The 22918-nt window shown below is 70.3% G+C and carries 18 protein-coding genes and 1 pseudogene; 11 read left to right on the top strand and 8 right to left on the bottom strand.

What is annotated here, in order from left to right; all coding sequences use genetic code 11:
- The first annotated feature begins 117 nt into the window (after window positions 1-117).
- Both GA0074692_RS19390 and GA0074692_RS19385 read left to right on the top strand, forming a co-directional pair.
- A complete protein-coding gene (locus GA0074692_RS19390) occupies window positions 118-1446 on the top strand; it encodes an AAA domain-containing protein (RefSeq protein ID WP_091653753.1) in 1329 nt (442 codons plus the stop codon).
- A gap of 61 nt (window positions 1447-1507) precedes the next feature.
- Window positions 1508-2227 (top strand): hypothetical protein, encoded by a 720-nt coding sequence (locus GA0074692_RS19385; RefSeq protein WP_141725338.1) that lies wholly within the window; start codon window positions 1508-1510, stop codon window positions 2225-2227.
- A gap of 92 nt (window positions 2228-2319) precedes the next feature.
- On the opposite strand, the gene GA0074692_RS19380 is transcribed toward GA0074692_RS19385, so the two are convergent.
- Together GA0074692_RS19380 and GA0074692_RS19375 are read right to left on the bottom strand one after the other, a co-directional pair.
- The gene (locus GA0074692_RS19380; RefSeq protein ID WP_091646625.1) at window positions 2320-3111 is read right to left on the bottom strand and encodes an inositol monophosphatase family protein; all 792 of its coding nucleotides are present in this window, start codon (window positions 3109-3111) and stop codon (window positions 2320-2322) included.
- Window positions 3108-4142 (bottom strand): DUF5919 domain-containing protein, encoded by a 1035-nt coding sequence (locus GA0074692_RS19375; RefSeq protein ID WP_091646624.1) that lies wholly within the window; start codon window positions 4140-4142, stop codon window positions 3108-3110. Before GA0074692_RS19375 ends, GA0074692_RS19380 begins: the two co-directional genes overlap by 4 nt.
- A 237-nt stretch (window positions 4143-4379) precedes the next feature.
- Here GA0074692_RS19375 and GA0074692_RS19370 point away from each other — a divergent pair, with 237 nt between their 5' ends.
- The 4 genes from GA0074692_RS19370 (at window position 4380) to GA0074692_RS19355 (ending at window position 7869) form a co-directional block, all read left to right on the top strand.
- Complete coding sequence (locus GA0074692_RS19370) at window positions 4380-5462, top strand: FAD-binding oxidoreductase (protein ID WP_091646623.1); 1083 nt, start codon at window positions 4380-4382, stop codon at window positions 5460-5462.
- Between the two features lie 426 nt (window positions 5463-5888).
- Window positions 5889-6227 (top strand): LacI family DNA-binding transcriptional regulator, encoded by a 339-nt coding sequence (locus GA0074692_RS34075; RefSeq protein WP_141725337.1) that lies wholly within the window; start codon window positions 5889-5891, stop codon window positions 6225-6227.
- 2 nt (window positions 6228-6229) lie between these two features.
- Complete coding sequence (locus GA0074692_RS19360; RefSeq protein WP_091653751.1) at window positions 6230-7183, top strand: ROK family protein; 954 nt, start codon at window positions 6230-6232, stop codon at window positions 7181-7183.
- Window positions 7180-7869 (top strand): N-acetylmannosamine-6-phosphate 2-epimerase, encoded by a 690-nt coding sequence (locus tag GA0074692_RS19355; protein WP_091646622.1) that lies wholly within the window; start codon window positions 7180-7182, stop codon window positions 7867-7869. The genes GA0074692_RS19360 and GA0074692_RS19355 overlap by 4 nt, the downstream gene beginning before the upstream one ends.
- Before the next feature lie 36 nt (window positions 7870-7905).
- Here the strand turns inward: GA0074692_RS19355 and GA0074692_RS19350 are convergent, their stop codons facing one another.
- Window positions 7906-8976 carry a LacI family DNA-binding transcriptional regulator gene (locus GA0074692_RS19350; protein WP_245730373.1) on the bottom strand — a complete coding sequence of 357 codons (1071 nt, stop codon included), beginning with the start codon at window positions 8974-8976 and terminating at the stop codon, window positions 7906-7908.
- A 186-nt stretch (window positions 8977-9162) separates the two neighbouring features.
- Here GA0074692_RS19350 and GA0074692_RS19345 point away from each other — a divergent pair, with 186 nt between their 5' ends.
- Genes GA0074692_RS19345 through GA0074692_RS19340 form a run of 3 tightly spaced genes read left to right on the top strand, consistent with a single transcriptional unit; the run spans window position 9163 to window position 15004 of the window.
- Window positions 9163-10893 carry a DUF4127 family protein gene (locus GA0074692_RS19345; RefSeq protein WP_091646621.1) on the top strand — a complete coding sequence of 577 codons (1731 nt, stop codon included), beginning with the start codon at window positions 9163-9165 and terminating at the stop codon, window positions 10891-10893.
- The gene (locus GA0074692_RS34835; RefSeq protein ID WP_176738504.1) at window positions 10890-12485 is read left to right on the top strand and encodes a hypothetical protein; all 1596 of its coding nucleotides are present in this window, start codon (window positions 10890-10892) and stop codon (window positions 12483-12485) included. The genes GA0074692_RS19345 and GA0074692_RS34835 overlap by 4 nt, the downstream gene beginning before the upstream one ends.
- A complete protein-coding gene (locus tag GA0074692_RS19340) occupies window positions 12401-15004 on the top strand; it encodes a DUF4127 family protein (RefSeq protein WP_176738503.1) in 2604 nt (867 codons plus the stop codon). The genes GA0074692_RS34835 and GA0074692_RS19340 overlap by 85 nt, the downstream gene beginning before the upstream one ends.
- 334 nt (window positions 15005-15338) lie before the next feature.
- On the opposite strand, the gene GA0074692_RS19330 is transcribed toward GA0074692_RS19340, so the two are convergent.
- The 3 genes from GA0074692_RS19330 to GA0074692_RS19320 all read right to left on the bottom strand — a co-directional run bounded on the left by GA0074692_RS19330 (window position 15339) and on the right by GA0074692_RS19320 (window position 17543).
- Window positions 15339-15728, bottom strand: a complete 390-nt coding sequence (locus GA0074692_RS19330) for a hypothetical protein (protein WP_091646618.1) — start codon at window positions 15726-15728, stop codon at window positions 15339-15341.
- 115 nt (window positions 15729-15843) lie between these two features.
- Window positions 15844-16362 (bottom strand): flavoprotein, encoded by a 519-nt coding sequence (locus GA0074692_RS19325; protein WP_091646617.1) that lies wholly within the window; start codon window positions 16360-16362, stop codon window positions 15844-15846.
- A 149-nt stretch (window positions 16363-16511) separates the two neighbouring features.
- Entirely contained in the window at window positions 16512-17543 is a 1032-nt protein-coding gene (locus GA0074692_RS19320; RefSeq protein ID WP_091646616.1) for a DUF6236 family protein, read from the bottom strand.
- A gap of 472 nt (window positions 17544-18015) precedes the next feature.
- Between GA0074692_RS19320 and GA0074692_RS19315 the strand changes: the two genes are divergently transcribed.
- Together GA0074692_RS19315 and GA0074692_RS19310 are read left to right on the top strand one after the other, a co-directional pair.
- Window positions 18016-18891: a hypothetical protein gene (locus GA0074692_RS19315; RefSeq protein WP_091646615.1), complete on the top strand. Its 876-nt coding sequence runs from the start codon at window positions 18016-18018 to the stop codon at window positions 18889-18891.
- A gap of 147 nt (window positions 18892-19038) precedes the next feature.
- Window positions 19039-19941 carry a hypothetical protein gene (locus GA0074692_RS19310; protein ID WP_091646614.1) on the top strand — a complete coding sequence of 301 codons (903 nt, stop codon included), beginning with the start codon at window positions 19039-19041 and terminating at the stop codon, window positions 19939-19941.
- Window positions 19942-20056: 115 nt separating this feature from the next.
- Here the strand turns inward: GA0074692_RS19310 and GA0074692_RS19305 are convergent, their stop codons facing one another.
- The gene (locus GA0074692_RS19305) at window positions 20057-20911 is read right to left on the bottom strand and encodes an aldo/keto reductase (RefSeq protein WP_091646613.1); all 855 of its coding nucleotides are present in this window, start codon (window positions 20909-20911) and stop codon (window positions 20057-20059) included.
- A 79-nt stretch (window positions 20912-20990) separates the two neighbouring features.
- A pseudogene (locus GA0074692_RS19300) lies at window positions 20991-22819 on the bottom strand (alpha-amylase family glycosyl hydrolase).
- Window positions 22820-22918 lie beyond the last annotated feature (99 nt).

Below are 22918 nucleotides of genomic sequence, written 5' to 3'. Positions count from 1 at the left end.
CTGGTGACTGCCGGACGGGTAGCGCCTGACGCCGCGTGAGAGGAAGCTCGGCTGGAGGACGACCGGGGCGGACTCGTATCGTGGGCAGGTTCCGAGAGACGAGCGGGGGTGCGGCCGATGCGGGTGGCTCTGGATCTGCCGCCGGGGGTCGAGGCGGAACGGGTCATCACCGCCGTCCTGGCCGACCTGCGTTCCGGCGACCACCGGGGCGTGGTGGTCGACTCGCCACCCGGGGCCGGCAAGTCGACCCTCGTCGTGCGTGCCGCTGTCGAGCTGGCCGAGGCGGGCGAACCGCTGATCATCATCGCGCAGACCAACGAGCAGGTCGACGATCTGATCGACCGTCTCGCCCGCAAGGCCCCCGAGCTGCGGATCGGTCGGCTGTCGGCCGCCGACTACCGGCCGGCCGAGCGGATCAGGGCCCACGAGACGGTCCGGGTCGCCGCGAAGGTCGCCGACCTCGGCGGTCCGGCCGTCATCATCGGTACGGCCGCCAAGTGGGCCACCGTCGCCGACGGCTCCTGGCCGTGGGCGATCGTGGACGAGGCGTACCAGATGCGCTCGGACGCCCTGTTGCGCGTGGCCGGCAGGTTCGAGCGGGCCCTGTTCGTGGGGGATCCTGGGCAGCTCGACCCGTTCTCGACGGTCGAGACCGCGCGGTGGACCGGGCTGACCTGGGATCCGATGCAGTCCGCGGTGGCGGTACTGCTGCGGCACAACCCCGACCTGCCGGTGCACCGGCTGCCGGTGTCGTGGCGGCTGCCCGCCTCGGCGGCTCCGGTGGTCGCGGCGGCGTTCTACCCGTTCACCGGGTTCCGGGCCGGGACCGGACCGGACGACCGGGTGCTGACGTTCACCGAGGCTGGGCCGGGTGACGCGCTCGACGCGGCGGTGGAGTTGGCCGCGTCGTCGGGCTGGGCGCTCTACGAACTGCCGGCCCGGCACACCGTGCGCACCGACGGGGAGGCGGCAGCGGCCTGCGCCGCCCTGGCGCTGCGGGTGCTCCAGCGCGGCGCGGTGGCGTACTCGTCGGGTGAGACCTCCCCGGTCGACGCGTCCCGGATCGCCGTCGGGGCCGCGCACCGCGACCAGGTCGCGGCCATCCGCGCGCGGCTCGGCGAGGCCGGAGCGGGCATCACCGTCGACACCGCCAACCGGCTCCAGGGCCGCGAGTACGACGTGACGATCGTGCTGCACCCGCTCTCCGGACGGCGGGACGCGACCGCGTTCCACCTGGAGTCGGGGCGGCTCTGCGTGCTGACCAGCCGCCATCGGCACGCCTGCGTCGTGGTCGCGCGGGCGGGGATCGCCGAACTGCTCGACGCCCACCCGTCCACCGAGCCGGTGCACCTCAACGTCCCGATCAAGTTCCCGGACGGCTGGGAAGCCAACCACTCGATGCTCGCCGTGCTCTCCAACTCAGCCGCCGTGCCGACCCTCGCCTGACGGGGAGCTTGCCGGCCGCCCGGGTCCCGCAGCAGGTGCCGGACCGTATTAGCGTGCCCGCATGCGTTGGTGGCAGAAGGTCCTTGCCGTATTGGCAGCAGTGACCGTGGGAGGTGTTGGCGGAGCACTTGGAAACCTGGCGGCATGGCGTACCGAGACACCGACGACATCCATCCCTGAGGCCACGGAGGTCGTCCGGGTGGCGTTGCCGGGAGCGCCGGTGCCGGATCTTGGGTGGCACGACGACTACCACGACTATGTCCTGCCGATCGGCGAGGGCCCGTCGGGTGACAACATGCCGGCGCAACTGGTGACCACATCCGGGCTCGCCGGGATCAGTGCCGAAGAGTTTCAGCAGGCGCGAGGCCGTCTCATCGCCGGCGGTTGGGACGTCACCGAGATGACCGCGCCGGACGGGGGAAGCCAGTCCTTCGTCGCCAGCCGCCGGGGTCTGGTGTCCGAATGGGAGTTGGCAACCTCGCTGCAACTATGGTTCTGGCGACACGAGCCCGCGAGAGTCCAATGGTTGACCTTGATGGGTTGGGTCCTCGGCGCGGCACTGGGTGCGGCGATCACCTGGCGGGTGTCGCGGATTTCGGGTCGCCGTCTCCGGACCGGACTCCTGGCATCATTGACCACCCTGGTGTTGGTGCTCGCGGTGCCCACCGCTGCCGCAGCAATGTGCACAACAGCGAATCTGCTGGAACGGGATGTCCTTAACGGGCAGCCCAAGCCGGTATGGCTCTTCCACGGTCTACTGGTCGGATCTCCCGTAGGTTGACGCCCTGGCGCTCAGGAGTGGCACTCGAACCGCAGCCTCCGCCATGCCGGAAGCCCCGCCCGAGCAGCGTCATCTCAACGCCGGCTGCTGTTCTAAGCTGCGATCGGACCGTCGATCAGGCTGAGGATTGTCTCGACCAGGGCGGGCGCGACCGCGATCGTCATGGCCGAATCGCTGCGGTGCTCTGCTCCGTCGCGATCACGGACTGCCGCTCCCGCCTCCCGGGCAATCGCTACCCCTGCTGTCATATCCCACGGGTTGTTTGACAGGGTGATCGCCGCATCGAGCTTGCCCTCGGCGAGCCAGACCAGGTCGAGGGCTGCCGATCCGGTCATCCGAACCCGCTGCACCGTCTCAGCCAAGCAGGCCGTCAGTGCGAGACGGAGCTGGTTCTTTTCTGCTGCGCCACCGCCTACGGCGTAGTCGCCGATGGCGACGATGGCCTGGCTCAGAAGGCGGGTGTCCCGCACCCTGATCGGCTTGCCATCGACGTACGCGCCCTCGCCCTTGGCGGCCGTGTACCTGCCCCCGAGGAAGGGTAGTTCAATGGCTCCGAGCACTGCCTCCGTGCCGTCCAACAGGCCGAGGGAAACCGCGCAGAGCGGGATGCCATGCACGAAGTTGGCCGTGCCGTCGATTGGGTCGAGCACCCACTGCACCTCCGCTGAACCGGTGCTGCCCTCCTCCTCCCCGAGGAAACCGATGTCGGGTGTCGCGGCCCGCAGACGAGCGCGGAGGCCGCGTTCGATTTCGTAGTCCAGATCCGAAGCAATGTCCCGGTCACCCTTGCTGGTGAGAGCGCCAGGCGGACGACTCCGCATGATGTCGGCTGCCCAGGCGACCGCTTCGGCTGCGATCGGAAGCAACTCTCGGTAGAGGCTCACACCTGCTGTCCCCGCTGCCACTGTGACTCGAAGATCTGCTCGAAAACCGAGTACAACCCGGCCTGCCGACATCGTATGACGAAGGTCGGTGAATCTACGCCCCGGCGCTCGGCAAGGTAGGGCTGCGCCACACACAGCTCGTCCACGAGGACGACGTTGAAACGCAGCGTCTCGTCGTAGACGGCCAGCTGCAGGTTATTCCGGAGGTCGCCAGGGAGGCGGTCCCGGATGCGGAGCAGGGTCTCGATGTTCAGCTTCGTGAGCGCGGACAATTGACCGGGCGGAAAGCCTTCCTCCAGCTCCCGTGCCTGGATCGCCAAGCTCGCCGGGTTCAGGAAGAGACACCGCACTGTCGCGCCCCCGGTCATCAGGTCACGCCATCGGCGGTCTGCGTAGTCCTGACACAGCATGTTCAGGGAGAGGCCCACTGCGCGCACCTGCCGGGCCCCGTTGAGGAGTTGGTCGGCCGGCAGGTGCGCGGAGAACTCGGAACGGCTTGGGTAGACCGCCGTGAGACCGGCGAGGTGGTCAGGCTCCGAGCTGTCACCATCGACACCGGACGGGAGACCCTTCAGACGATCCAACGCCAGGAGCACGTCTCCCGGCGGCACCGCCACCAGTTCCCACCGCGTGACGTCGGCAGCGGTGGGTGCCCAGCCCAGACACTCTGACAGCAGGATTGCGAAGTCTTCCGGGCTCAAGCCGGCTGCCTCTCGCGTCTGCCGGAGCCGTTGCCGCGCCAGGACCGCCAGATTCGAACCGCTCGGCGTTGCCTGAGCTGATCGCCGCTCGTCAGGACGAAAGCTGGACACAAACCGCTGTTGCGCATCCCCCGACGCGTTGTCGAAGGCCGTATCGAGTGCCGCCTGCATTTCCGGGCGCGGCTGAACGGTCCCGTTCCCCGCCTCCCACTTGGACACCGTGCGCTCCGCGACGCCCAGGTGTGCGGCGAAGTCGCGGATGCTCATCCGGAGTGCCTGCCGTAGCGCACGGGTCTCCCGCCCGGTCCACCGCTGCACGGTCGTCGCCATCGCGTCGTCCCCGCTCTCGCCGAGTCCGCCAACGGGCAGCTTATCGACAGTACATGCCACGTAGTTACCGGGTAGGTGCAGTGAGTAGTCGTGCCGCCGAGCTTTCTGGACGACGAGGGTGGAGGCATGGCCCGGGGCGGGTGCTGGGCTCCGGTGGCGCGTCTTCCCCCGATCGCGGTTTCACCGTCCCCGCCCGCCCCGGTGCCGTCCCAATCCCGAAGACTCGGAGGGCATGACATGAACGCTGTCGACCTGGGTCCGTCCTGGACGATCGTCCTCCGGCACGCCGACCGGACCGTCCGGCACTTCCACGAGCTGGTCGAGGAACGGCTACCCGGCCTGCTCCCGGAACCGGCGGCCGGGCCGTTCCTCGCCGCTCTCGGCCGCTTGGCGGTCGAGGCCGACGACCGGGCGGGGCGGGCGGCCCTGCTGACCGTGCTCGGCCACGCCTACCGCCAGCACGGCCTACGGCCGTACCACGAGTCGATCGTCGGAGACGCCCTGGTCGCCACCGTTGCCCGGCACTTCCGCGCGCAGTGGCGGCCACCGCTCGGGCTCTGCTGGGCGCGGGCCTACCGGCGTGCCATCCGCGCGGTGGCCCAGGCCGCCAGCCAGTCGGGGGAGGGGCCGGCGTGGTGGTCCGCCGAGGTCGTCGGCCACGACCGCCCCGCCGAGGGCGTCGCCATTCTCACCGTACGACCACAGTCGGCGCTGCCGTTCCGGCCCGGTCAGGCGGTCCCGGTCAACGTCGACGCACTGCCCGGCGTCTGGCGGTGGTACTCGCCGGCCAACGTGCCGCGCCCGGATGGCACGATCGAGCTGCACGTCCGTGCCGTCCCCGCCGGCACCGTCTCACCCGTGCTGGTCCACGAGGTACGCCCCGGCGACCGGCTCCGGCTCGGCCCGCCGCGCGGGACCGGCCTGGCCCTCGAGGCCGACCCGACCCGGGAACTGCTGCTCGTCGCCGGTGGCACCGGACTCGCCCCGCTACGCGCCCTGGTCGAGCAGGTGGCGGCCGGTGACCCGCGACCGGTCACCCTGATCGTCGGCTCCCGCAGCTTCGCCGACCTCTACGACGCCGTGGCCCTGGACAAGCTCCAGTGCGCGTACGACTGGCTGACCGTCCGGCCAGCCTTCTCACACGATTCGCTCGCCACCCCGGCCGAGGAGGGCGACGCACTGACCGTGGCCCTCCGACACCATCGTCCCGGCCAGGAGGTGTACGTCTGTGGGCCACCGGCGATGGTCGCTGGCTGTCGGCTGCGGCTGCTCGCCGCCGGAGTGCCCGCCCACCGCATCCACCTGCCCGACGCCCACTGACACCGCGTGACCGAACCAGGGACCGCACACCAGCAACGTGGGTGATCGATGGTGTACGCCGAGAAGGTCGTCACCGCGTTGCAACGTGGTACGGCGAACAGCACCGTGCCGCACGACGCATGATCACGCTTGGTGATTCCGGTTGGCCGGCCGTCGCGGTGTGGCGGGTTGTTCGGCTCGCTTGACAGTACTCATTGTCAGCTGCGCCTTCGGATGCTGCTCGACCGGAGGTCCTTTGTCAAGAGGCCGGTCGCGGACCCCGGGGCACCCTGCGGCGGCGGTCGTGCGTCTGCTGCTAATTCGAATTACTACTGCTGATTCACTTCGCCGAATCTTTGCGACCACCCCTTGACATGAGCCCCACCGGGCCGTCAGGCTCCTCCCCAGCGCCGCGCGCTAATACGCATTACTTCGAGAGGACCTGCTGTGCCCGCAGCCCTCAGACGTGTCACCCAGCGTGACATTACGCTGGTCGCCGGGGTCAGCCAGGCGACCGTGTCGTCGGTGCTGAACAACCGAGCCGACGCCGACGTCCGGATCGCTCCGGAGACCCGGGAGCGGGTGCTACAGGCGATTGCCGACACCGGCTACGTCGCCGATTCGGTGGCCCGCCGGCTGGCCTCCCGGTTCGACGCCTACGGAGGGCCGATGTGGAACGTCCAACTCGCCGCCGCCTCGATGACCGCCCTGCCCGTGCTGGTGGTCTTCGTGGTCGCGCAGAAGCAGTTCGTCGAAGGCCTCGCACACACCGGACTCAAGGGATGACGGTGCAGGCTCCCCTGGTCGGCATCGACATCGGCGGCACCAAGACGGCGGCGGCGCTGGTCGGGCCGGACGGCGTGGTGCTCGGGCGGTGCCAGGCACCCACCCCCGCCCGGTCGGGTCCGGCGGTCGTGTTGGACACCGCCGCCCGGCTCGCCCGGGAACTGCTCGACGGGGCCGGTGCCGGCCCGGTCGGCGTGGGCACCGCCGGCACGGTCGACCCGGCCACCGGCACTGTCCGGTACGCCACCGACAGCCTGCCCGGCTGGTCGGGCACGAGGGTCGCCGACGAACTGCGTGAACGGCTGAACCGGCCGGTCCGGGTCGTCAACGACGTGAACGCCGCGGCGCTGGGGGAGAGCTGGGTGGGCGGGGGACGGGGCCGGCCGCACCTGCTGCTGGTCGCCGTCGGCACCGGCCTCGGCGGTGCCATGATCCAGTCCGGTCGCCTGCTGACGGGTGCCCGGGGCGCCGCCGGTGAGGTGGGGCATCTGCCGGTGCCCGGTGCCGAGCGACTGCGCTGCGGGTGCGGCCGGGTCGGACATCTGGAGGGCATCGCCTCGGGTACCGGGCTGTCCGCCGCGTACGCCCTGCAAACCGGCCTGGAGATCGCCGGTCGGGCCGTGGCGCAACGGGCGGCGGCCGGTGAGCCGGCCGCCCTGGCGGTGGTGGACCGCGCCGCGACCGCCCTCGGCCGGGCGCTCGCGGGCCTGGTCACCGTGCTCGACCCGCAGGCGGTGGTCGTGGCGGGCGGGGCGGCCGACACCCTGATCCCCGGTGCCCGCGCCGCCCTCACCGCCGAACTGCCCGCAGCCTGGGCTGACGTGCCCCTGCTCCCGGCGGGTCTCGGCGCCGACGCGGTCGTCGTGGGCGCCGCCCGGCTGGCCGGTCACCCTGACCACGGCCGGCCGGCCGACGGCACACCCGCCGTGGTCACCGACGAGAGGACGGGAACGTGACCGTGTTCGACGAGCTGGCCGGCGGCCTCGTGGTCTCCTGCCAGCCGCTGCCTGACGACCCCGACGACCCGATGCGCGACCCGTACGTCCAGGCCCGGGTGGCCGCCTCGGTGGTACGGGGTGGCGCGGTGGCCGTCCGGGCCAACGGCATCGCCGACATCAGGGCGATCCGGGCCGCTGTCGACGTGCCGGTCATCGGGTTGTACAAGCACGGCGTCGACGGGGTGTTCATCACCCCGACGGCGGCGCACGCGGTCGACGTCGCCGCAGCCGGCGCGCACATCGTCGCCGTGGACGCCACCGACCGGCCCCGTCCGGACGGGCGGGCCTTCGCCGACACGGTCCGCGCGCTCCGGGAGCACACCGACGCGCTGATCCTCGCCGACGTCTCCACCGTCGAGGAGGGAGTGGCTGCCGTACGGGCCGGTGCGGACGCCGTCGCCACCACCCTCTCCGGCTACACCCCGGCCAGCCCGTCCACCGACGGACCGGATCTGACGCTGGTGGCCCGGCTCGCCAGCGCGCTGGCGGTGCCGGTGATCGCCGAGGGGCGGTACCGCGACGTCGGGCAGATCGGGCAGGCGTTCCGGGCCGGCGCCCACTCGGTGGTGATGGGCAACGCGGTCACCTCGCCGTTGTGGATCACGCGCCGCCTGGTGCCGGCCACCCGTCGGGTGGCCGGCTGACCTGACGTCCCGGGCGGGACCGCCCCTACCCGCCGGTCAGTGTCGGCCGGTTGCCGGGCCCGGGGCGGCGAGCGTCTCGCCCTCGACCGGTTCGCACGGAAGCAGCCGCTGGTGCGCGGTGTCGCGGCCGTGCAGGATGTCGTCGAGCAACTCGATGGACTGCCAGCCCATCTCCCTGCGGGCGAGGCGGAAGCCGGTGAAGTCGAGGTCGGTCTCGGCGTGTCGGATGGGATCGCCGAGTGTCACCAGGGACAGGTCACCGGGCACGGACAGGCCACGGGCCCGGGCCGCCTCGGCCAGCGCCGCCGCCTCGACCAGTTCCTCGCAGAAGACGACGGTGACCCGGGCCGAGCGCAGGGCGTCGAGCAGGTCCGCTGAGGTTCTGCCGTCGACCGGTTCGTGTCGACCGTCGATTTCGGTCTCCCGTACGGCGGTGGTGTAGCCGGCCAGCCGGTCGACGGCGGACTCGGGCCCGGTGCCGGCGCCGACGTACGCTGTCGTCCGGTGCCCGAGATCGACGGCGCGGTGGACGAGGTCGGCGGTTGCCCGGGCGTAGTCCGCGCCGACATAGGGCACCGGCCCGCCCTCACCGGAGGGTAGATGGGCGTCGTCGCGTCGACCGATGGACACGAAGGGCATGTTCCCGGCGACCATCCGGGCCAGTTCGTCGGGAGGAATCTCCCGGCCGAGCAGTACGCAACCGTCGGCGAGCCGGATGCGGTTGTTGTCGTGGAAAATCCGCCGGCTGCCGTCACGCACCGGGGCACTGGTGAACAGCAGCAGGTCGCACCCGATGTTCTCCGCGCACGCCTCGATGCCGGACAGGAACGGGTGGTAGAAGTTCGCGCTGGTGCTCGGGAACACCGACTCGTAGGTGAACACGCCCAGGATCTGGTTGTGCTGTTTGAGTAGCCGTCGGGCGAGCGGGTCGGCGACGTATCCCGTCTCGCGGATGACGCGCAGCACCCGATCCCGGGTCTCTGGGGCGATCCGCCAGGCCGCTTCGGTCCGGTCGTTGAGCACAAGGGACACCGTCGTCTGGCTAACTCCGGCCATCCGCGCGATCTCGTGCTGGGTCAGCCTGCCCCGTCCCGCGGGCATGGTCATCGGCCACCTTCTGGGTCTCACATACATCGGTGAGGGTCGTCGTGGAGGATGCTGCCCCGCGCGCCGGACCGGTGTCAAGGTTGCGCCGAAGCCAAGTAATACGTATTACATCCGCCGATGGTATTGACCCGAGGTTGCCGCTGATCGAAGACTCAAAGGCACCCCCCGGCAACGCAAGGAGCCGACATGCCTGATCACACCCTGTCCCGCCGTAGCCTGCTCCGGGCCGCCGGCCTTGCCGGCCTGACCGGTACCGGCCTTGCCGGCCTGACCGGTACCGGCCTCGCCGCCCTCGGCTGCCCGGCCGAGGCCCGGCCGGAGACCCCACGGCTCGGCCAGATCGCCCTGGTTCCACTCGACGACCGTCCCTACACGTGGTACGCCCCGCAGCAGATCGCCGCCGGTGCCGGCTACGACACCCTGTTGCCACCCCGGGAAACGCTCGGGCGGCACTTCACCCCCGGCGACGGCCGCGCCGTCGGCCGGTGGCTCACCTCGTCCACCGAGCGGGCGGACGCGCTGGTCGTCGCCCTACCGATGATCGCCTACGGCGGATTGCTCAACTCCCGCAACAGTTCCGTACCCGAGACCGAGGTGTTCGCCCGGCTGGCGGCGGTACGGGCCGTCCGGCGCAGCCGTCCACACCGGCGGCTCTACGCCTTCGACACCATCATGCGGCTCACCCCCGAGGGGCCGTGGCGCAACGAGCTACGGGTCTGGGCGACGGTGAAGGACGAGGTCGACAACCTCGGGATGGAGGAGAAGCGTCCGCAACTCGACGCGTTGGAGTCCCAGATCCCGGCCGACGTGCGCGACGACTACCTGGCCACCCGGGCACGCAACCACCGGGTCAACCTGACGATGATCGAATGGGCGGCCGAAGGGATCTTCGACTTCCTCGTGGTGGGTCAGGACGACGCCACCGGCCACGGCCTGCACCGGCCGGAGTCCCAGGCGCTCGCCGCCCGGATCGCCGAACTGGGCGTCGGCGACCGGGTGGTGATCTACCCGGGTGCCGACGTGGTGGCCGCCCTACTCATCGCCAAGATCGCCATCAGGGACGCCGACGTGCGCCCCACGGTGAGTGTGGAGTACTCCCGGGTGCCGGGCGAGGACTGGACCGCGCCCTACCAGAACATCCCGTACGCCCAGCTCATCCGGGGCTACGTCGACATCCTCGGCGGGACGCTCGTGGACCGACCGGAGCAGTCCGACCTGGTCCTGATGGCCAACACGGGTGGTAACTCGGCGTCGGTGGCACCGTTCGCCGACCGGCTGGTGGCGTACGTCCGGGCCGGACGCGTCGTGGCTCTCGGCGACGACGCGATCGCCGGGCACTCCGACCGACGGTTGCTGTCCCTGCTCAACGGCCGCATCCGGTACGTCGAACTGGCCGGATACTCGGGCTGGAACATCGGGATCAGCCTCGCCCAGGCGATGTCCCGCTGGGCACTGCGGCAACGATCGGTCCGCGGTGACCTGCCACCCGGCGCACCCGTCACCCACGGTGAGCCGGTCCTGGCCGCCCGGCGGGCGCTCCTGTACGACGCGGCGCGGGCCAGCATCGAACTGTCCGTCTCCGAGCTGGTGCAGACCGACTCGTACCGCGCCTCGAACGTCCGTACCGCCACCACTGCCTACGCGTCCTCGCTCGGCGAGCCGGACCCGCAGAACATCAAGACCTACTTCTCCGAGATCAACGCCTACGCGGTCGACAACACCACCCCGCACGCCGAGCAGATGTTCGCCGACGAGTTCGCCGGAGCCACGCTCGATCTCGGCAGCGATGGACGAGCGCCGGTGACGGCCCGGGTGGACCGACTCGACACCTGGCACATCTACCTGCCCTGGAACCGCACCGGCGAGATCGCCGCCGAGCCCCGGATCGTCCTGACCCAGGTTCGGGGGCGGCGGTGAGAGCGCGGGTGGCCGGGCTGCTGGTCGCCCTCACCGTCGCCGCCGTGACGCCGGTCCCGACCGCCCCGGCCGTCGCCGCCGCGACCCCGGTCCCGCTCGTCGACAGCTACTTCGACTGGATCGTGGCGTCGTACGACGGCGTACGGAACGGGTTGCGTCGGGACATCGAACACGTCTACGGCGACCAACTGGTGGTAGCCGGCAAGACCTGCACCGCGGCGAGCCCGTGCACCGTCGGCGGGCCGCAGCAGAGCACTGCCGCCTGCTCCGCGCTCCAGTTCGTCTCGGTCTACCTCGACCAGCGGGCGGCATACGAGCAGCGGTCGCTGTCAAGCGTGGAGACCGGTCTCATCGACGAGTTCGCCAGCGCGGTGCTCGCCCACCGGCTGACCAAGGATCCGAACGCGCCGAAGATCTTCGACGACGCGGTCGCCAGCACCCCGGACGGCCAGATCCGCTACTTCACCTCGTTCGGCAACGCGGCGTGCGGAGAGGCCCTGCTGGCCGCCCACCAGGCGACCGGCGTACCCGGATACCTCGACGCGGCCACCGGGATCGGCGAGTTCCTGCTCCGCATGCAGGACCCACGCGCGTACTACCTGACGTACGGCGTGTATCCGTTCGTCGACGGAACCGGTCAGCCCACCACCCCGCCGGGCGGCTATGTGGACCAGATCTCCAGTTGGAGCAACCTCTACTCGACGATCTCCACCTGGAACCTCACGGCGATCGCCTTCATGCAGCGGTTGGAGACGGCCGTCGCGCCGCCGGACAACCGGTACGGCCAGTCGGCCGCCACCGCCCGACAGTTCCTCACCACGGGACTCCAGCTCGGCGCGGACTGGTACACCTTCGACTTCGACTCCCCCACCACCAGCCAGAACCGGGTGGTCGCACAGAGCTCGTACAGCGCGGACTGCCGTGACAACCGGTGGCACCGCAAGGGCTCCTGCACCTACACCGACGGCCAGCTTGCCGGCGGCACCCTGGGCACCGACATGATCGAGTACGGGCTGGCCGGACTCTACGACCACGAACGCCAACTCAACGGCGCCAGTGCCGCAGCTGCCGCCGTCACGACCCTCTACACCACCTATACCAGCATCCCGGGCTGGCACACCGCCTCGGCCAGTGACCCGCTCGACTGCGTCGACGACACCGCTGCCGGAGCCGTGGATCCGTACTATCCACCGGACAACCAGGGTGCGACGCCGTCGGGTGACACGTGGGACTACGACCCGCACCTGTCCTTCGGCGGATTCTTCCGCCTCACCGCGCCCACCGAGAACGCCGAGGCGAAGTACTACGACATCGTCGGCTTCGGCATCCTCGCCGAGCTGCGCGAGGAACTGGTGCCGGCCAAGTTCACCGCAGGCTACCAACGGTTGCAGCAGGCGGACCGGCAGGACGCTCTCTACGCCCTGCTCGACCGCTCGTTGGCGGCGATGTTCCTGCCCGCCAGAGACACCAACGACCTCGACGGCGACAGCGACACCACCGAACACCTGTGCAAGGGCACCCGGGGCACTCTCCCGGTCGCGCACAACGGGCTCGGCATCCTCAAGGCCGTCGGGTACGCCGCCACCCGCTGAGGCGTATCCGGCCTCCGACCGCTGGCCTCGTCCATCACCCACACGAACAGGAAACCGATGCATCGCAGCAGACGAAGGACCCGCCGGACCCTCGGCATGATCACCGCCGCCGCTGTCACACTCACCCTCGCGGTAGTCCTCCCAGGCACTCCGGCCGCAGCCGCCCGCCCCCGGCCGACCTGGGCAAAATCGCTGTCGTACCGCTGGACGACCGGCCCTTCACCTCGTACACGCCGGTCGCGGTCGCCGAGGCCGGCGGCCACCAGGCGCTGACGCCCCCGAAGGACCTGCTCGGCGAGTACTTCACCTACGGTCAGGCCGACGCGGTCGGTTCCTGGTGGCGCACGGCCGCCGCCGCCGCGGACGGCTCGGTCGTCGCGGCCCCGATGCTCGCCTACGGCGGCCTGGTCGCCTCCCGGACCTGCGAGACCAGCCTGGCGGACGCGCGGCGGCGGCTCGATGTGCTGGACGAGGTGAAGCGGAAGAACCCCGACAAGCCCCTCTACGCGTTCGACGTGATCATGCGGCTCACCATCGAGCCGACCAGCAGCTACCCGGGCATGTACTCCGGCCCGATCCGGCGCTGGGCGATCCTGATGGACCAGGTGGAGAACCTCGGGCAGGAGGAACTCCGGGCCGAGTACGAGCAGGTCGCCAGCGAGATCCCGGAGGAGATTAAGGCGGACTTCCACTGTGCCCGGGCCCGGGACCACCAGATCAACCGCGACATGATCGAACGGGTCGCGAAGGGCACCATCGACTACCTGATCCTCGGCCAGGACGACGCCACCGAGCACGGCCCGCACCGTCTGGAGAAGGCCGCTCTGGCCGCGCTCGTGGCGGAACGCGGCGTCGCGGACCGGGTCAAGATCTATCCGGGCGCGGACACCCTCGGCGCACTGCTGGTGGCCAAGCACATCACCGAACGGCTCGGTGCCGCCCCGACGGTCGACGTCGAATGGTCCCGCACCCCCGGTGACCAGTGGGTGGCGCCCTACCAGGACGTCCCCTACGCCACCCTGGTCGACGAATACCTGCGTACCCTCGGTGCCCGCCCCTCGGACAGCCCGGACGCCGACATCCTGTTGATGGCGAACACCGCCGGGGGCGGAAACCTGGAACCCTTCGCCGACCGGATCCACGACGCGGTGGCCCGGGGCCGGCTCGTCGCGATCGGTGACGACGCGCTGGCCGGCAAGGTGGACAGTGAGCTGCGGTCGTTGCTCGCCCCCCGGATCCGGTTCGGCGAGCTGGCCGGTTGGTCCGGCTGGAACATCGGCCTGTCGATCTCCCAGTCGGTGGTCCGCGCGGCGCTGTTGCAGGCCAGCCGGGCCGGACGGCTGCCGGGCTTCCCGGGCAAGTCGAAGGGGCTTCCGTTCCAGCAGGCGCGGCAGGCCATCCTGCTGGGCGCCGCCACCGCCCACGTCGAACTGACGTTGCAGGAGTTGGCTCACACCGACCTCTACCGCAACCAGGTGCTCAGCCAGGTGCAGGCGTACGCCCGGGACAACGGCGACGATCCGCAGTACATCACGAAGGTGTTCGAGGGTGCCAACCAGCTCGCGGTGCAGAAGGTCCGGCCGTTGGCCGACCAGCTCTTCGCCGACGAGTTCGCCGGCACCCCGATCCGAGCCGGCAACGACGGTCGGCAGGAGGTCACCGCGGTCGTCCACCGGTTGAAGTCCTGGGACATGACGCTGGCCTGGACGCGTTACCAGGAGCTGGAAATCTTCCCCACGCTCGCCCTGAGCACGGAACTCACCGACCGCAGCACGCTGCTCACCGTTTCGGTCCTGCCGCTGCGGAACACGGTGCGGCCGGAATCGGACGTGGACAAGAAGGTCACCGCGGTACTGCGTAACGACGTCGGCGTTCCCGTACGGGCGGAGGTCAGCGCCGTCGTCCCCGACGGGTGGGTCGCCCCGGCCCCGACCGAGGTGTCGCTCGCGCCGTTCGAGGTGCGGGAGGTGCCGCTGACCGTGGGAGTCCGCGGGCTCGCCGCCGAACAGAACGCCACCGTCACGGTCGAGGCCGCGCACGGCCTACTGCCGATCGGGTCCCGCCAACTGACGTCGACGGCCACCCTGACCTTCGGCGCGGTGTGGCGCAATGTGGCGCTGGCGTCCGAGGGCGCCACGGCCAGCGCGTCGGGCTCGTGGCGGCAGTACGTGCCGGCGAACGTGATCGACGGCAACCGGGTCAGCACCGGTAGCCGCTGGATCACCGAAGCGGCCGACAGCCACTGGCTGCGCGTCGACTTCGCCGGGCCGGAGCAGATCGACACCGTGAAGCTGTACCAGTACGGCGGCTACGAACTGACCGCGTACCGGATCTCCGGCCTCGTTGACGGTGCCTGGCAGGTACTCGCCGAGGTCACCGGAAACACGACCCAGGTCACCACGCACACCGTCACGCCGGTCCGCGCCACCGCCGTCCGCCTCGACGTGCTCGGCAGCCGGGACCGGCAGGCCCGGCTCTACGAGATCGAGGTGACCTGCCAGGGCACCTCCTGCGGCTGACGACGGACCTCGCTGACCCGTAGCGTCCGCTGCCGCCGGACCGGGCGGCCTGCCGTCCCCGAGTCGTCACGACTCGGGGACGGCACGGTCGTCGAGTACCGCGAAGAGACCTTCGGGGCCGAGGTACGACAGTGCCCGGCGGTGAACGGGTGGGACCTGAGCTCGTACGCCGTCTGCGCCGACCGATCCACGGGCATGGGCCTGACCGATGAGATTCCTTCGTACATCGATGTCGCCCTACCGCGTGGTCGCCACCGGCCGGCGATGTCCGCGCCGGTGGTCTGGCACGCATTCGACCCCACACGTTCGAGATCGGCCGGACAACGCGGGTGCGCTACCACCCGTTCCGTCTGGCCAACTCCTCACGGGCGTAGCGGCGGCGCTCCATTGGAATTGCAACGGCGGCCCACCAGAGGCCCAATCCGAACGTCAGCCAGAGCTGCCACTTCGGGGCGAACACCCGGGCGTCCCTGGCCCAGTTCAAGTCTTCGACGTAGTCCACAGACACCGTCGTACCGACCTGTGGAGATCCGGTCCAGGCCCAGAGATTCGTTTTTTGTCCCGAACTGAACCGTACCCGTACGAAGTCAGAGCGACTGCCCAGATCCACGTCCACTACCTCGGCCTGGGTGGTGACGCCGTTTGCGTTCAGGTACAGCCCCTTACCGACGGTGAACAGTCCGGCGGCCAGCAGCAGTGCGCTGGCGGCCGCTGCGCCCCACACCCGCCATGGACGCGGTTTGGTGGGGGCACCATGATCGGCTCGTAGCGGGGGTGGGAGTAGGGCACGGGGGGATGCCTCCTCGCTGACCTGGACGTGACAAAACCGGCTGTCGTGATCACTCGGCGGAGCGGCGTACGCGGGTGGGGCGGAGGGCGTCGACGACCGGTTGCCAGCCTTCCCGGTCCGGGTTGGGCAGGTCGGTGACGACGACGCCGGCCTGCTCCAGCAGTCGGCGGTTGCCGGCGTAGGCGGGGTGGTTGCCGAGGCCGCGGCCGACGCACGGGAAGGCGTGCACCGGCAGGCCGGCGCCGACCGCCTCGTTGAGGGTGCCGAGGGCGAGGGTGTCGTTGATCCCGTTCGCCCACTTGTTCATCACGTTGAAGGTGGCCGGGACGGCCGCGACCGCGTCGGCCCTGGGGTGCGGCTCCGGGTCGCCGGGGAACCGCCACTCGACGCGTACCGGGTGGCCGGTCGTCTCGGCGAGGGCTGCGCGGTCGAGCCAGGTCGCCGCGGTCGGGCTGAGGATCAGGCAGACCGTCCAGCCGTCGGCGCTCAGCAGGTCGACGAGGGCGGCGATGCCGCGGGCCGGACCGGCGGCGGAGACGACCAGGTGCAGGACGGGTGCGCGGCTCATGCGGTCCACCGTACGGGGGACGCACGCCGGGCCAGCCTGCCGATGGTCATCCGGCAGGCTCGAGCGGGCCCTGTCCATGAGGGAGCCCGGGCAGCTCGACCGGCAGCGGACCGTGCCAACGGGGACGGCGAAGATCCCGCCCGTCGTGCCTAGACCCCTGAGGAGTCGATCGTCTTCTGCACCCGGTGTAGGTATCGGTAGACCTGGGGATGGGCGACCGTGCCGGTGTGCTCGTGACGGAGTTGAACCGTGGCGACGTTGACCGCGAGACCGCCGATGACGGCCAGGGCAACGGTGGACAGGCCGCTCTCCAGGTCGAGTACGTCGGCTGCTACTCCGGCGGCGAGGGCGACCGTCACGGCGAGGCCCCGTTTCACCACCAGGTCGATCTTGGCTGTCTTGGCGGCACCACGCAGGTCCTTCGTGGCCTCGCTGAACTCGTATCCGACGCGGGCGAAGGCGTCCTTCGGATGAGCATGCCGAAGTCCGAGCAGCAGATCGTCGATGGCGTGCATCATGCGTACGCGTTCGTCGTCGTAGCGCTGACGGAACGCCAGAAGGTCCAGGATGCTCACGTCCTCGCGCGGCACCGGCAGCAGCGGCCCGATGTCGATCTGCCAGCCGGCGGTGACTTCATGCCCCGCGATCGGGTCGGTGTTGAGTCGGTGTGCTGCGGCGCTGTCGGTGTGCGGGTGCAGGCCGAGCGGCCCAGCCCAACCGTGCCGGGTGTTGGCCCTGGCCGCCAGGTGTCCGACGGTGACACCGATGACCAGCCGGATCAGCGCCGGAGACCCGACAAGTCGAATCGGCGTCTGTGGATGGGGTAGGGCGAGCCGGCGGGAGAGCAGCTCTCCGACCACGTCCTGGTCGAGCTTGTGCACGTCGAGGGTCTGCGCGTAGGTTGCCGGCGGCTCGTCCGGAACGATCAGTTCCTCGGTCGGCACCTCGGCCAAGGCGTACCTCAGCTCATCGACGACCTCCTTGAGCGCGATTCGCTCGTCGGACTTGTACGGCTCGATCGGCCGGTAGAACTGCATCTTCTGTAGCTGCCGCATTCCCGGGCTGAGCCGATACTCCCAGCCCGGCGCGACCACCGTGCTCAGGCTGTCCCAGTACAACGCGGCCTGCTGAATGACCGGCTGCGGCGCGTTGGCGAACGGGTAGTACAACATGCCGGCCATCGAGACTCTCCAGTTAACTCGATCAGCAGTGAAGCTAGCGGCACCCTACGTTACTGTTACGGATCCCCCAGCCGCCCGGTCGGCCTGGTGGCTGCCCGCCGTTGCCGAACGGGGCGGGCCCAGACCTCCCTAACCGGCCGACACGGTGTCGTCAACGTCGGGTGTCCCCGGATTGACGGGCACGAACGTCGTGGGAGCGACCATGACCACGGTGGTCGCTACCAGTTCACCATCCCCGGGGCGGGGGCGACCACCCAGCGTTCCGGCTTTCGGGCCGGCGGTGCGACATGCGCGTCGTGTCGGACAGGTGGAGCGGTCGATCGTCTGGCGTGGTCATTGCTCGAATGACGTCGGGTCGTCCGACTGCTCGCGGTAATCGGGTCAGCCATCGAGCCCGGTTCCGGGGCACGTGGTGCCGCGACCGGGCTGACGAGAAGGAGCAAGGATGTCAGATCAGACACGCTTCCGGCGCTTGGGAGCCCCAGCGCTCGTCTTCGTGCTCGCCGGTGCCTTCGTGGGTGTGGTCGCTCCCGCGAGTCCGGCCTCGGCCGCCGTCCCCGGCCTGATGCGGATCTCCGCGACCAGCACCTTGACCTCCAACAACTTCCAGAGCGTCACCGCCGTCTGCCCGGTGGGCAAAGTGCTTCTGAGCGGGGGGTACGAGATCGTCGGCGCGTCCGGTGAGGTGACGGTGGACGACTTCCGTCCCAACGGCGGTCCCACCACCGCACCGACCGCAGTGACCGTGGGCGCGTACGAGGTCGACGAATACCCCGACGCCTGGATGGTCCAGGCCTTCGCGGTCTGCGCCGACCCGGTGGCCGGGCTGGTACGGGTCGCAACGTCCTCTACGTACGACTCGTTCGATGTCCATGAGGTCACCGCCTCCTGTCCCACGGGCAAGGTGCTGACCGGCTCCGGGTTCGAGCTGCAGGAGGCGATCGGTAATGCCGTGGTGGACGACGTGCGCCCCAACGGCACTTCCGTCACCGCACCGACCCGCGTCGACGTGCAGGCGTACGAAGCGGATCCCTTCACCGGCCCCTGGTCGTTGACCGCGTACGCCATCTGCGCGAACCCACTCCCGGGTCTGGTGCAGGCTACCGTGACCAGCACCGTCAGCTCCGACGACTACCGCACCGTCGCGGGCGTCTGCCCAATCGGCAAGGTGCTGGTCGGCGGCGGCTTCGAGTTGAGGAATGCGTTCGGCTCCGTGGTGATGGACGACTTCACCCCCAACGGCGGCCCGGCCACCGGGCCGACCGTCGTCATCGTCGGCGCGTACGAGGAGGATCCCTTGGGCACCGACTGGTACCTCCGGTCGCACGCCATCTGCGCGACGATGTGACGCCGCACCTCCTGTCAGTTACTTGTCGTGGTCAGATGCCCGCTGATGCCTGGTCGGCTGATCACCCAACGTAGATGTGCCACAGCCACAACCCCCCCCCGTTCCACGCGACACGCGACGAGCGGGGAAGCGGAACAGGAGCAACACATGGCAGATCAGACAGGGTTCCGGCACCTCGGAACCCGAGGGCTCGTCCTCGTGCTCGGGGTCGCCGTCGCGGGGGTGGTCGCTCCGGCGAGCCCGGCCTCGGCCGCCGTTCCGGGGCTGGTGCGGATCTTCGCGGCCAGCCCCACCAACTCCGACGACTACCGCACCGTCACCGCCACCTGCCCGGTCGGCAAGGTGCTGGTCGGCACCGGCTACGAGATCACCGGCGGGACCGGTGAGGTGGTGGTGGACGACTTTGCCCCCAACGGTGGCCCGGCCAGCGCGCCCACCGCCGTCACCGTCGGCGCGTACGAGGCCGACGCGACGACGGCGAACTGGCTGGTCGCCGCGTACGCGGTCTGCGCGAACCCGCTGGCCGGGCTGGTCCGGATCTCGGCGGTGAGCAGCACCGACTCGAACTCCTTCCACAGCGCCACCGCCGCCTGCCCCACCGGCAAGGTGCTGACCGGGGCCGGGTTCGAGTTGACCGGGGTGACCGGTGAGGGCGTGGTGGACGACTTCCGCCCGAACGGCGGCACCGTCAGCGCGCCGACGGCGGTGACCGTGGGGGCGTACGAGGCGGACACCTTCGTCGGCAACTGGACGGCGACGGCGTACGCCATCTGCGCGAACCCCGTGCCGGGCCTGGTGCGGATCGCCGTGACCAGCCCCAGCAACTCCGACGACTTCCGTAGCGTCACCGCCACCTGCCCGAACGGCAAGCTGTTGACCGGTACGGGCTTCGAGGTCAACGGCGCGCTCGGTGAGGTGGTGGTGGACGACTTCACCCCCAACGGCGGCCCGGCGACCGCGCCGACGTCCGTCGTCTCCGGGGCGTACGAGGAGGATGCCTTCGCCGGCAACTGGGACCTGCGGTCGTACGCGATCTGCGCCGATCGCTGACGACGGACGACGTGGCGCCGCCCCGGGTCGCGGGGGCGGGCTGGGGTGGTAGCAGGGGACCCCTGCACGACAGAAAGCGGTAACAGGGGACCCCTGCTACCACCCCGGCGGGACGTCAGGCCGGCACCCAGTCGAAGGTGTCGGGGTGGGCACCCTGGCGGCCGGACTCGCCCCGGTCGAGGCCGGTGATCCGGGCCATGTCCTCGTCGTCCAGGCCGAAGTCGAAGATGCCGGTGTTCTCCGCGATCCGCTCCGGCGTCACCGACTTGGGGAAGACGATGTCGCCACGCTGGATGTGCCAGCGGAGCACCACCTGGGCCGGGGTGCGGCCCAGCTTCCCGGCGATCTCGGTGATCACCGGGTCGGTCAGCACCTTCCCCTGGGCGATCGGCGACCATGCCTCGGTGGCGATGTCGTGTGCCCGCCCGTACGCGCGGACCTGCTCGTTGCCGAAGTACGGGTGCACCTCGATCTGGTTCACCGCCGGCACGGTCGCCGTCTCGGCGGCGAGTCGCTCCAGGTGCGGCACCTGGAAGTTGGACACGCCGATCGAGCGGGCCCGGCCGTCGCCCTTGAACTCCTCCAGCACCTTCCAGGTGGAGACGAAGTCACCGTCGTAGCGGGTCGGCAGCGGCCAGTGGATCAGGAACAGGTCGATGTAGTTGACCTTCAGCTCGTCGAGCGTCGACTGGAACGCCGACCGGGCGTCGTCCGGGCGGTGGAAGGCGTTGCTGAGCTTGCTGGTGACGTAGACCTCCTCCCGTTCCAGCCCGGACGTCCGGATCGCCTGGCCGACTTCGGACTCGTTGCCGTACATCTGGGCGGTGTCGATGTGCCGGTAGCCGACCCGTAGCGCCTCCCGTACCGCCTCGATGGTGTGCCGGGGTTCGATCTGGAACACCCCGAAGCCGAGCTGCGGGATGGTGTTGCCGTCGTTGAGCGTGATGTCCGGAATCGTGCTGGTGGCCATGCCACTCCTTCTGCGCCTCGTCGCGGTTTCCCGGTGCTGTCCTACCCCGCTCGACGCCCGGTTCACCTGCGACGAGCGATCAGCGGGCGACCAGGAGGAGCAGGCTGCGACCGCGCAGCAGGTAGTTGGTGCCCTGGCCGCCGATCAGCGCCTCCGACCCGGGCAGGGCGACCTGGTTGGCTCCCTCCGCCCAGCTCGCGGTGTCGGTGACCCGGTACCACTGCTTTCCGGCCCCGGCGACGGGAGGGTGAAGTTCACGTCCCCGGACCAGCCGTTGTAGCCGACGTAGATGGCCGACGCCGGGTCGCCGAACTCGGTGCCGTCGATCCGCCAGCCCAGCGCGTGGTTGTTGGCGTTGCCCCAGTACGCCGCGTCGGGCGTGCTGCCGGCCGGGGTGAACCAGGCGAGCTGGGCCAGCCCGTTGCCGTTGGTGTCGGCGGCCGAGTAGAAGTTCACCGGTCGCAGCGCCGGGTGGGCGTGCCGGAAGGCGGCCAGCCGGGAGGCGAAGGTCCGGAAGGTGGTCTGGTCGGTGGTCGGGCTCCAGCCCAGCCAGTTCGCCGACGAGTCCAGGTTGTACGGGTTGTTGTTGCAGCGGATGCCGCGCAGCACCTCGTCCCCGCCGGTGATCATCGGGGTGCCGGCCGAGAGCATCAGGAACGCGTGGCCGTTGCGGGCCGCCCGGCGCTGGTCGGCGGCGATCCCGCCGTGGTCCCAGGAGATGTTGTCGTCGGTGCCGCCGTCGGACGGGCCGTACGGCCACGGCTGGGTGTTGTTCTTGCTGTTGCAGGCGTACAGGTCGGCCAGGGTGAACCCGTCGTGGGCGACCATGAAGTTGACCGAGTTCCACGGCCGCCGGCCGTCGTCGCCGTACAGGTCGGAGGAGCCGGCGAACCGGTCGGCGAGCTGGCCCGGGGTGACTGGGGTGACGCCGAGCTTGTTCTGGTCACGGCGCAGGGTGTCCCGGTACTGCCCGTTCCACTCCGACCAGCCTGCGGGGAAGTTCCCCACCTGGTAGGTGCCGTCGCCCAGCGCCCACGGCTCGGCGATCCAGTCCACGCCCGCGCCGCCGCCGGCCGCGCGGGGCGGCATCTCCCGGGTGATCCGGTTGAGCGCGGTGTTCGGGTCGGTGCGGCTGTACGAGAAGCAGCCGTGCTGGCAGGTGTTGCCGAGTACGGAGGCGAGATCGTGCCGGAACCCGTCGACGCCGAGCGTGTTCTTCCAGTACGCCAGTGAGTCGATGATCAGGTCCTGGGCGACCGTGTTGTAGGTGTTGTAGTTCCCGCCGACGCCGGTGTTGTCCCAGGAGTACTGCCGGTCGGCGGTGAGCGAGTAGTAGGTCGGGTTGTCCAGCCCGCGCCAGGAGACGATGTCGTAGACGTTCGACCCGCCCGCGCTGTAGACGCCGCCCTCGCCGGTGTGGTTGTAGACCACGTCGACCAGCACCTTGATGCCGGCGTCGTGGAACGCCTTCACCATCTGCTGGAACTCGCGGGTCGGTCCGCCGGGGGAGCGGTCGTAGGCGTACCGGCGGTCCGGGGCGAAGTAGTTCAGGGTCATGTAGCCCCAGTAGTTGTCGCCCGCGGTGCCGGTCGGGTCGACGTCGATGGTGTCGTTCTGCGTCTCCTGCAACGGCAGGAACTCCACCGCGGTCACCCCGAGCGAGGCCAGGTAGGCGGCCTTCATCCCCGCGCCCCGGTAGGTGCCCCGGTAGGCGGCCGGCACCGCCGGGTCGTTGCGGGTCAGCCCGCGCAGGTGCACCTCGTAGACGAGGTCGTCCTTGAGCGCGCGGGTCGGCTTGCTGCCGAAGGCGGGTGTGGTCGCCGCCAGGACGATCCCCTTGGCCGCGTGCGGGCCGCTGTCGATGGTCCGGTACGCCGGCCCGGAGGCGTACGTCGTGGTGGTGGTCATCCCGGGGCGCAGCGGGTCGTGACTGATTTCCCGGGCGTACGGGTCGAGCAGCAGCTTGTTGGGGTTGAACCGGTTGCCGGCGGCGTCCACGTCGGCGAC

Origin of the sequence: Micromonospora pallida, assembly GCF_900090325.1 — a bacterium.
GTDB lineage: Bacteria > Actinomycetota > Actinomycetes > Mycobacteriales > Micromonosporaceae > Micromonospora > Micromonospora pallida.
This window is presented reverse-complemented; position numbering and strand designations above follow the sequence as displayed.

Coding starts and splice junctions, on each gene's coding strand:
- GA0074692_RS19325 (WP_091646617.1), bottom strand. CDS start 16,362: ATGAGCCGCGCACCCGTCCTGCACCTGGTCGTCTCCGCCGCCGGTCCG.
- GA0074692_RS19370 (WP_091646623.1), top strand. CDS start 4,380: ATGAACGCTGTCGACCTGGGTCCGTCCTGGACGATCGTCCTCCGGCAC.
- GA0074692_RS19350 (WP_245730373.1), bottom strand. CDS start 8,976: ATGACCATGCCCGCGGGACGGGGCAGGCTGACCCAGCACGAGATCGCG.
- GA0074692_RS19375 (WP_091646624.1), bottom strand. CDS start 4,142: ATGGCGACGACCGTGCAGCGGTGGACCGGGCGGGAGACCCGTGCGCTA.
- GA0074692_RS19320 (WP_091646616.1), bottom strand. CDS start 17,543: ATGGCCGGCATGTTGTACTACCCGTTCGCCAACGCGCCGCAGCCGGTC.
- GA0074692_RS19345 (WP_091646621.1), top strand. CDS start 9,163: ATGCCTGATCACACCCTGTCCCGCCGTAGCCTGCTCCGGGCCGCCGGC.
- GA0074692_RS19390 (WP_091653753.1), top strand. CDS start 118: ATGCGGGTGGCTCTGGATCTGCCGCCGGGGGTCGAGGCGGAACGGGTC.
- GA0074692_RS19305 (WP_091646613.1), bottom strand. CDS start 20,911: ATGGCCACCAGCACGATTCCGGACATCACGCTCAACGACGGCAACACC.
- GA0074692_RS19385 (WP_141725338.1), top strand. CDS start 1,508: ATGCGTTGGTGGCAGAAGGTCCTTGCCGTATTGGCAGCAGTGACCGTG.
- GA0074692_RS19310 (WP_091646614.1), top strand. CDS start 19,039: ATGGCAGATCAGACAGGGTTCCGGCACCTCGGAACCCGAGGGCTCGTC.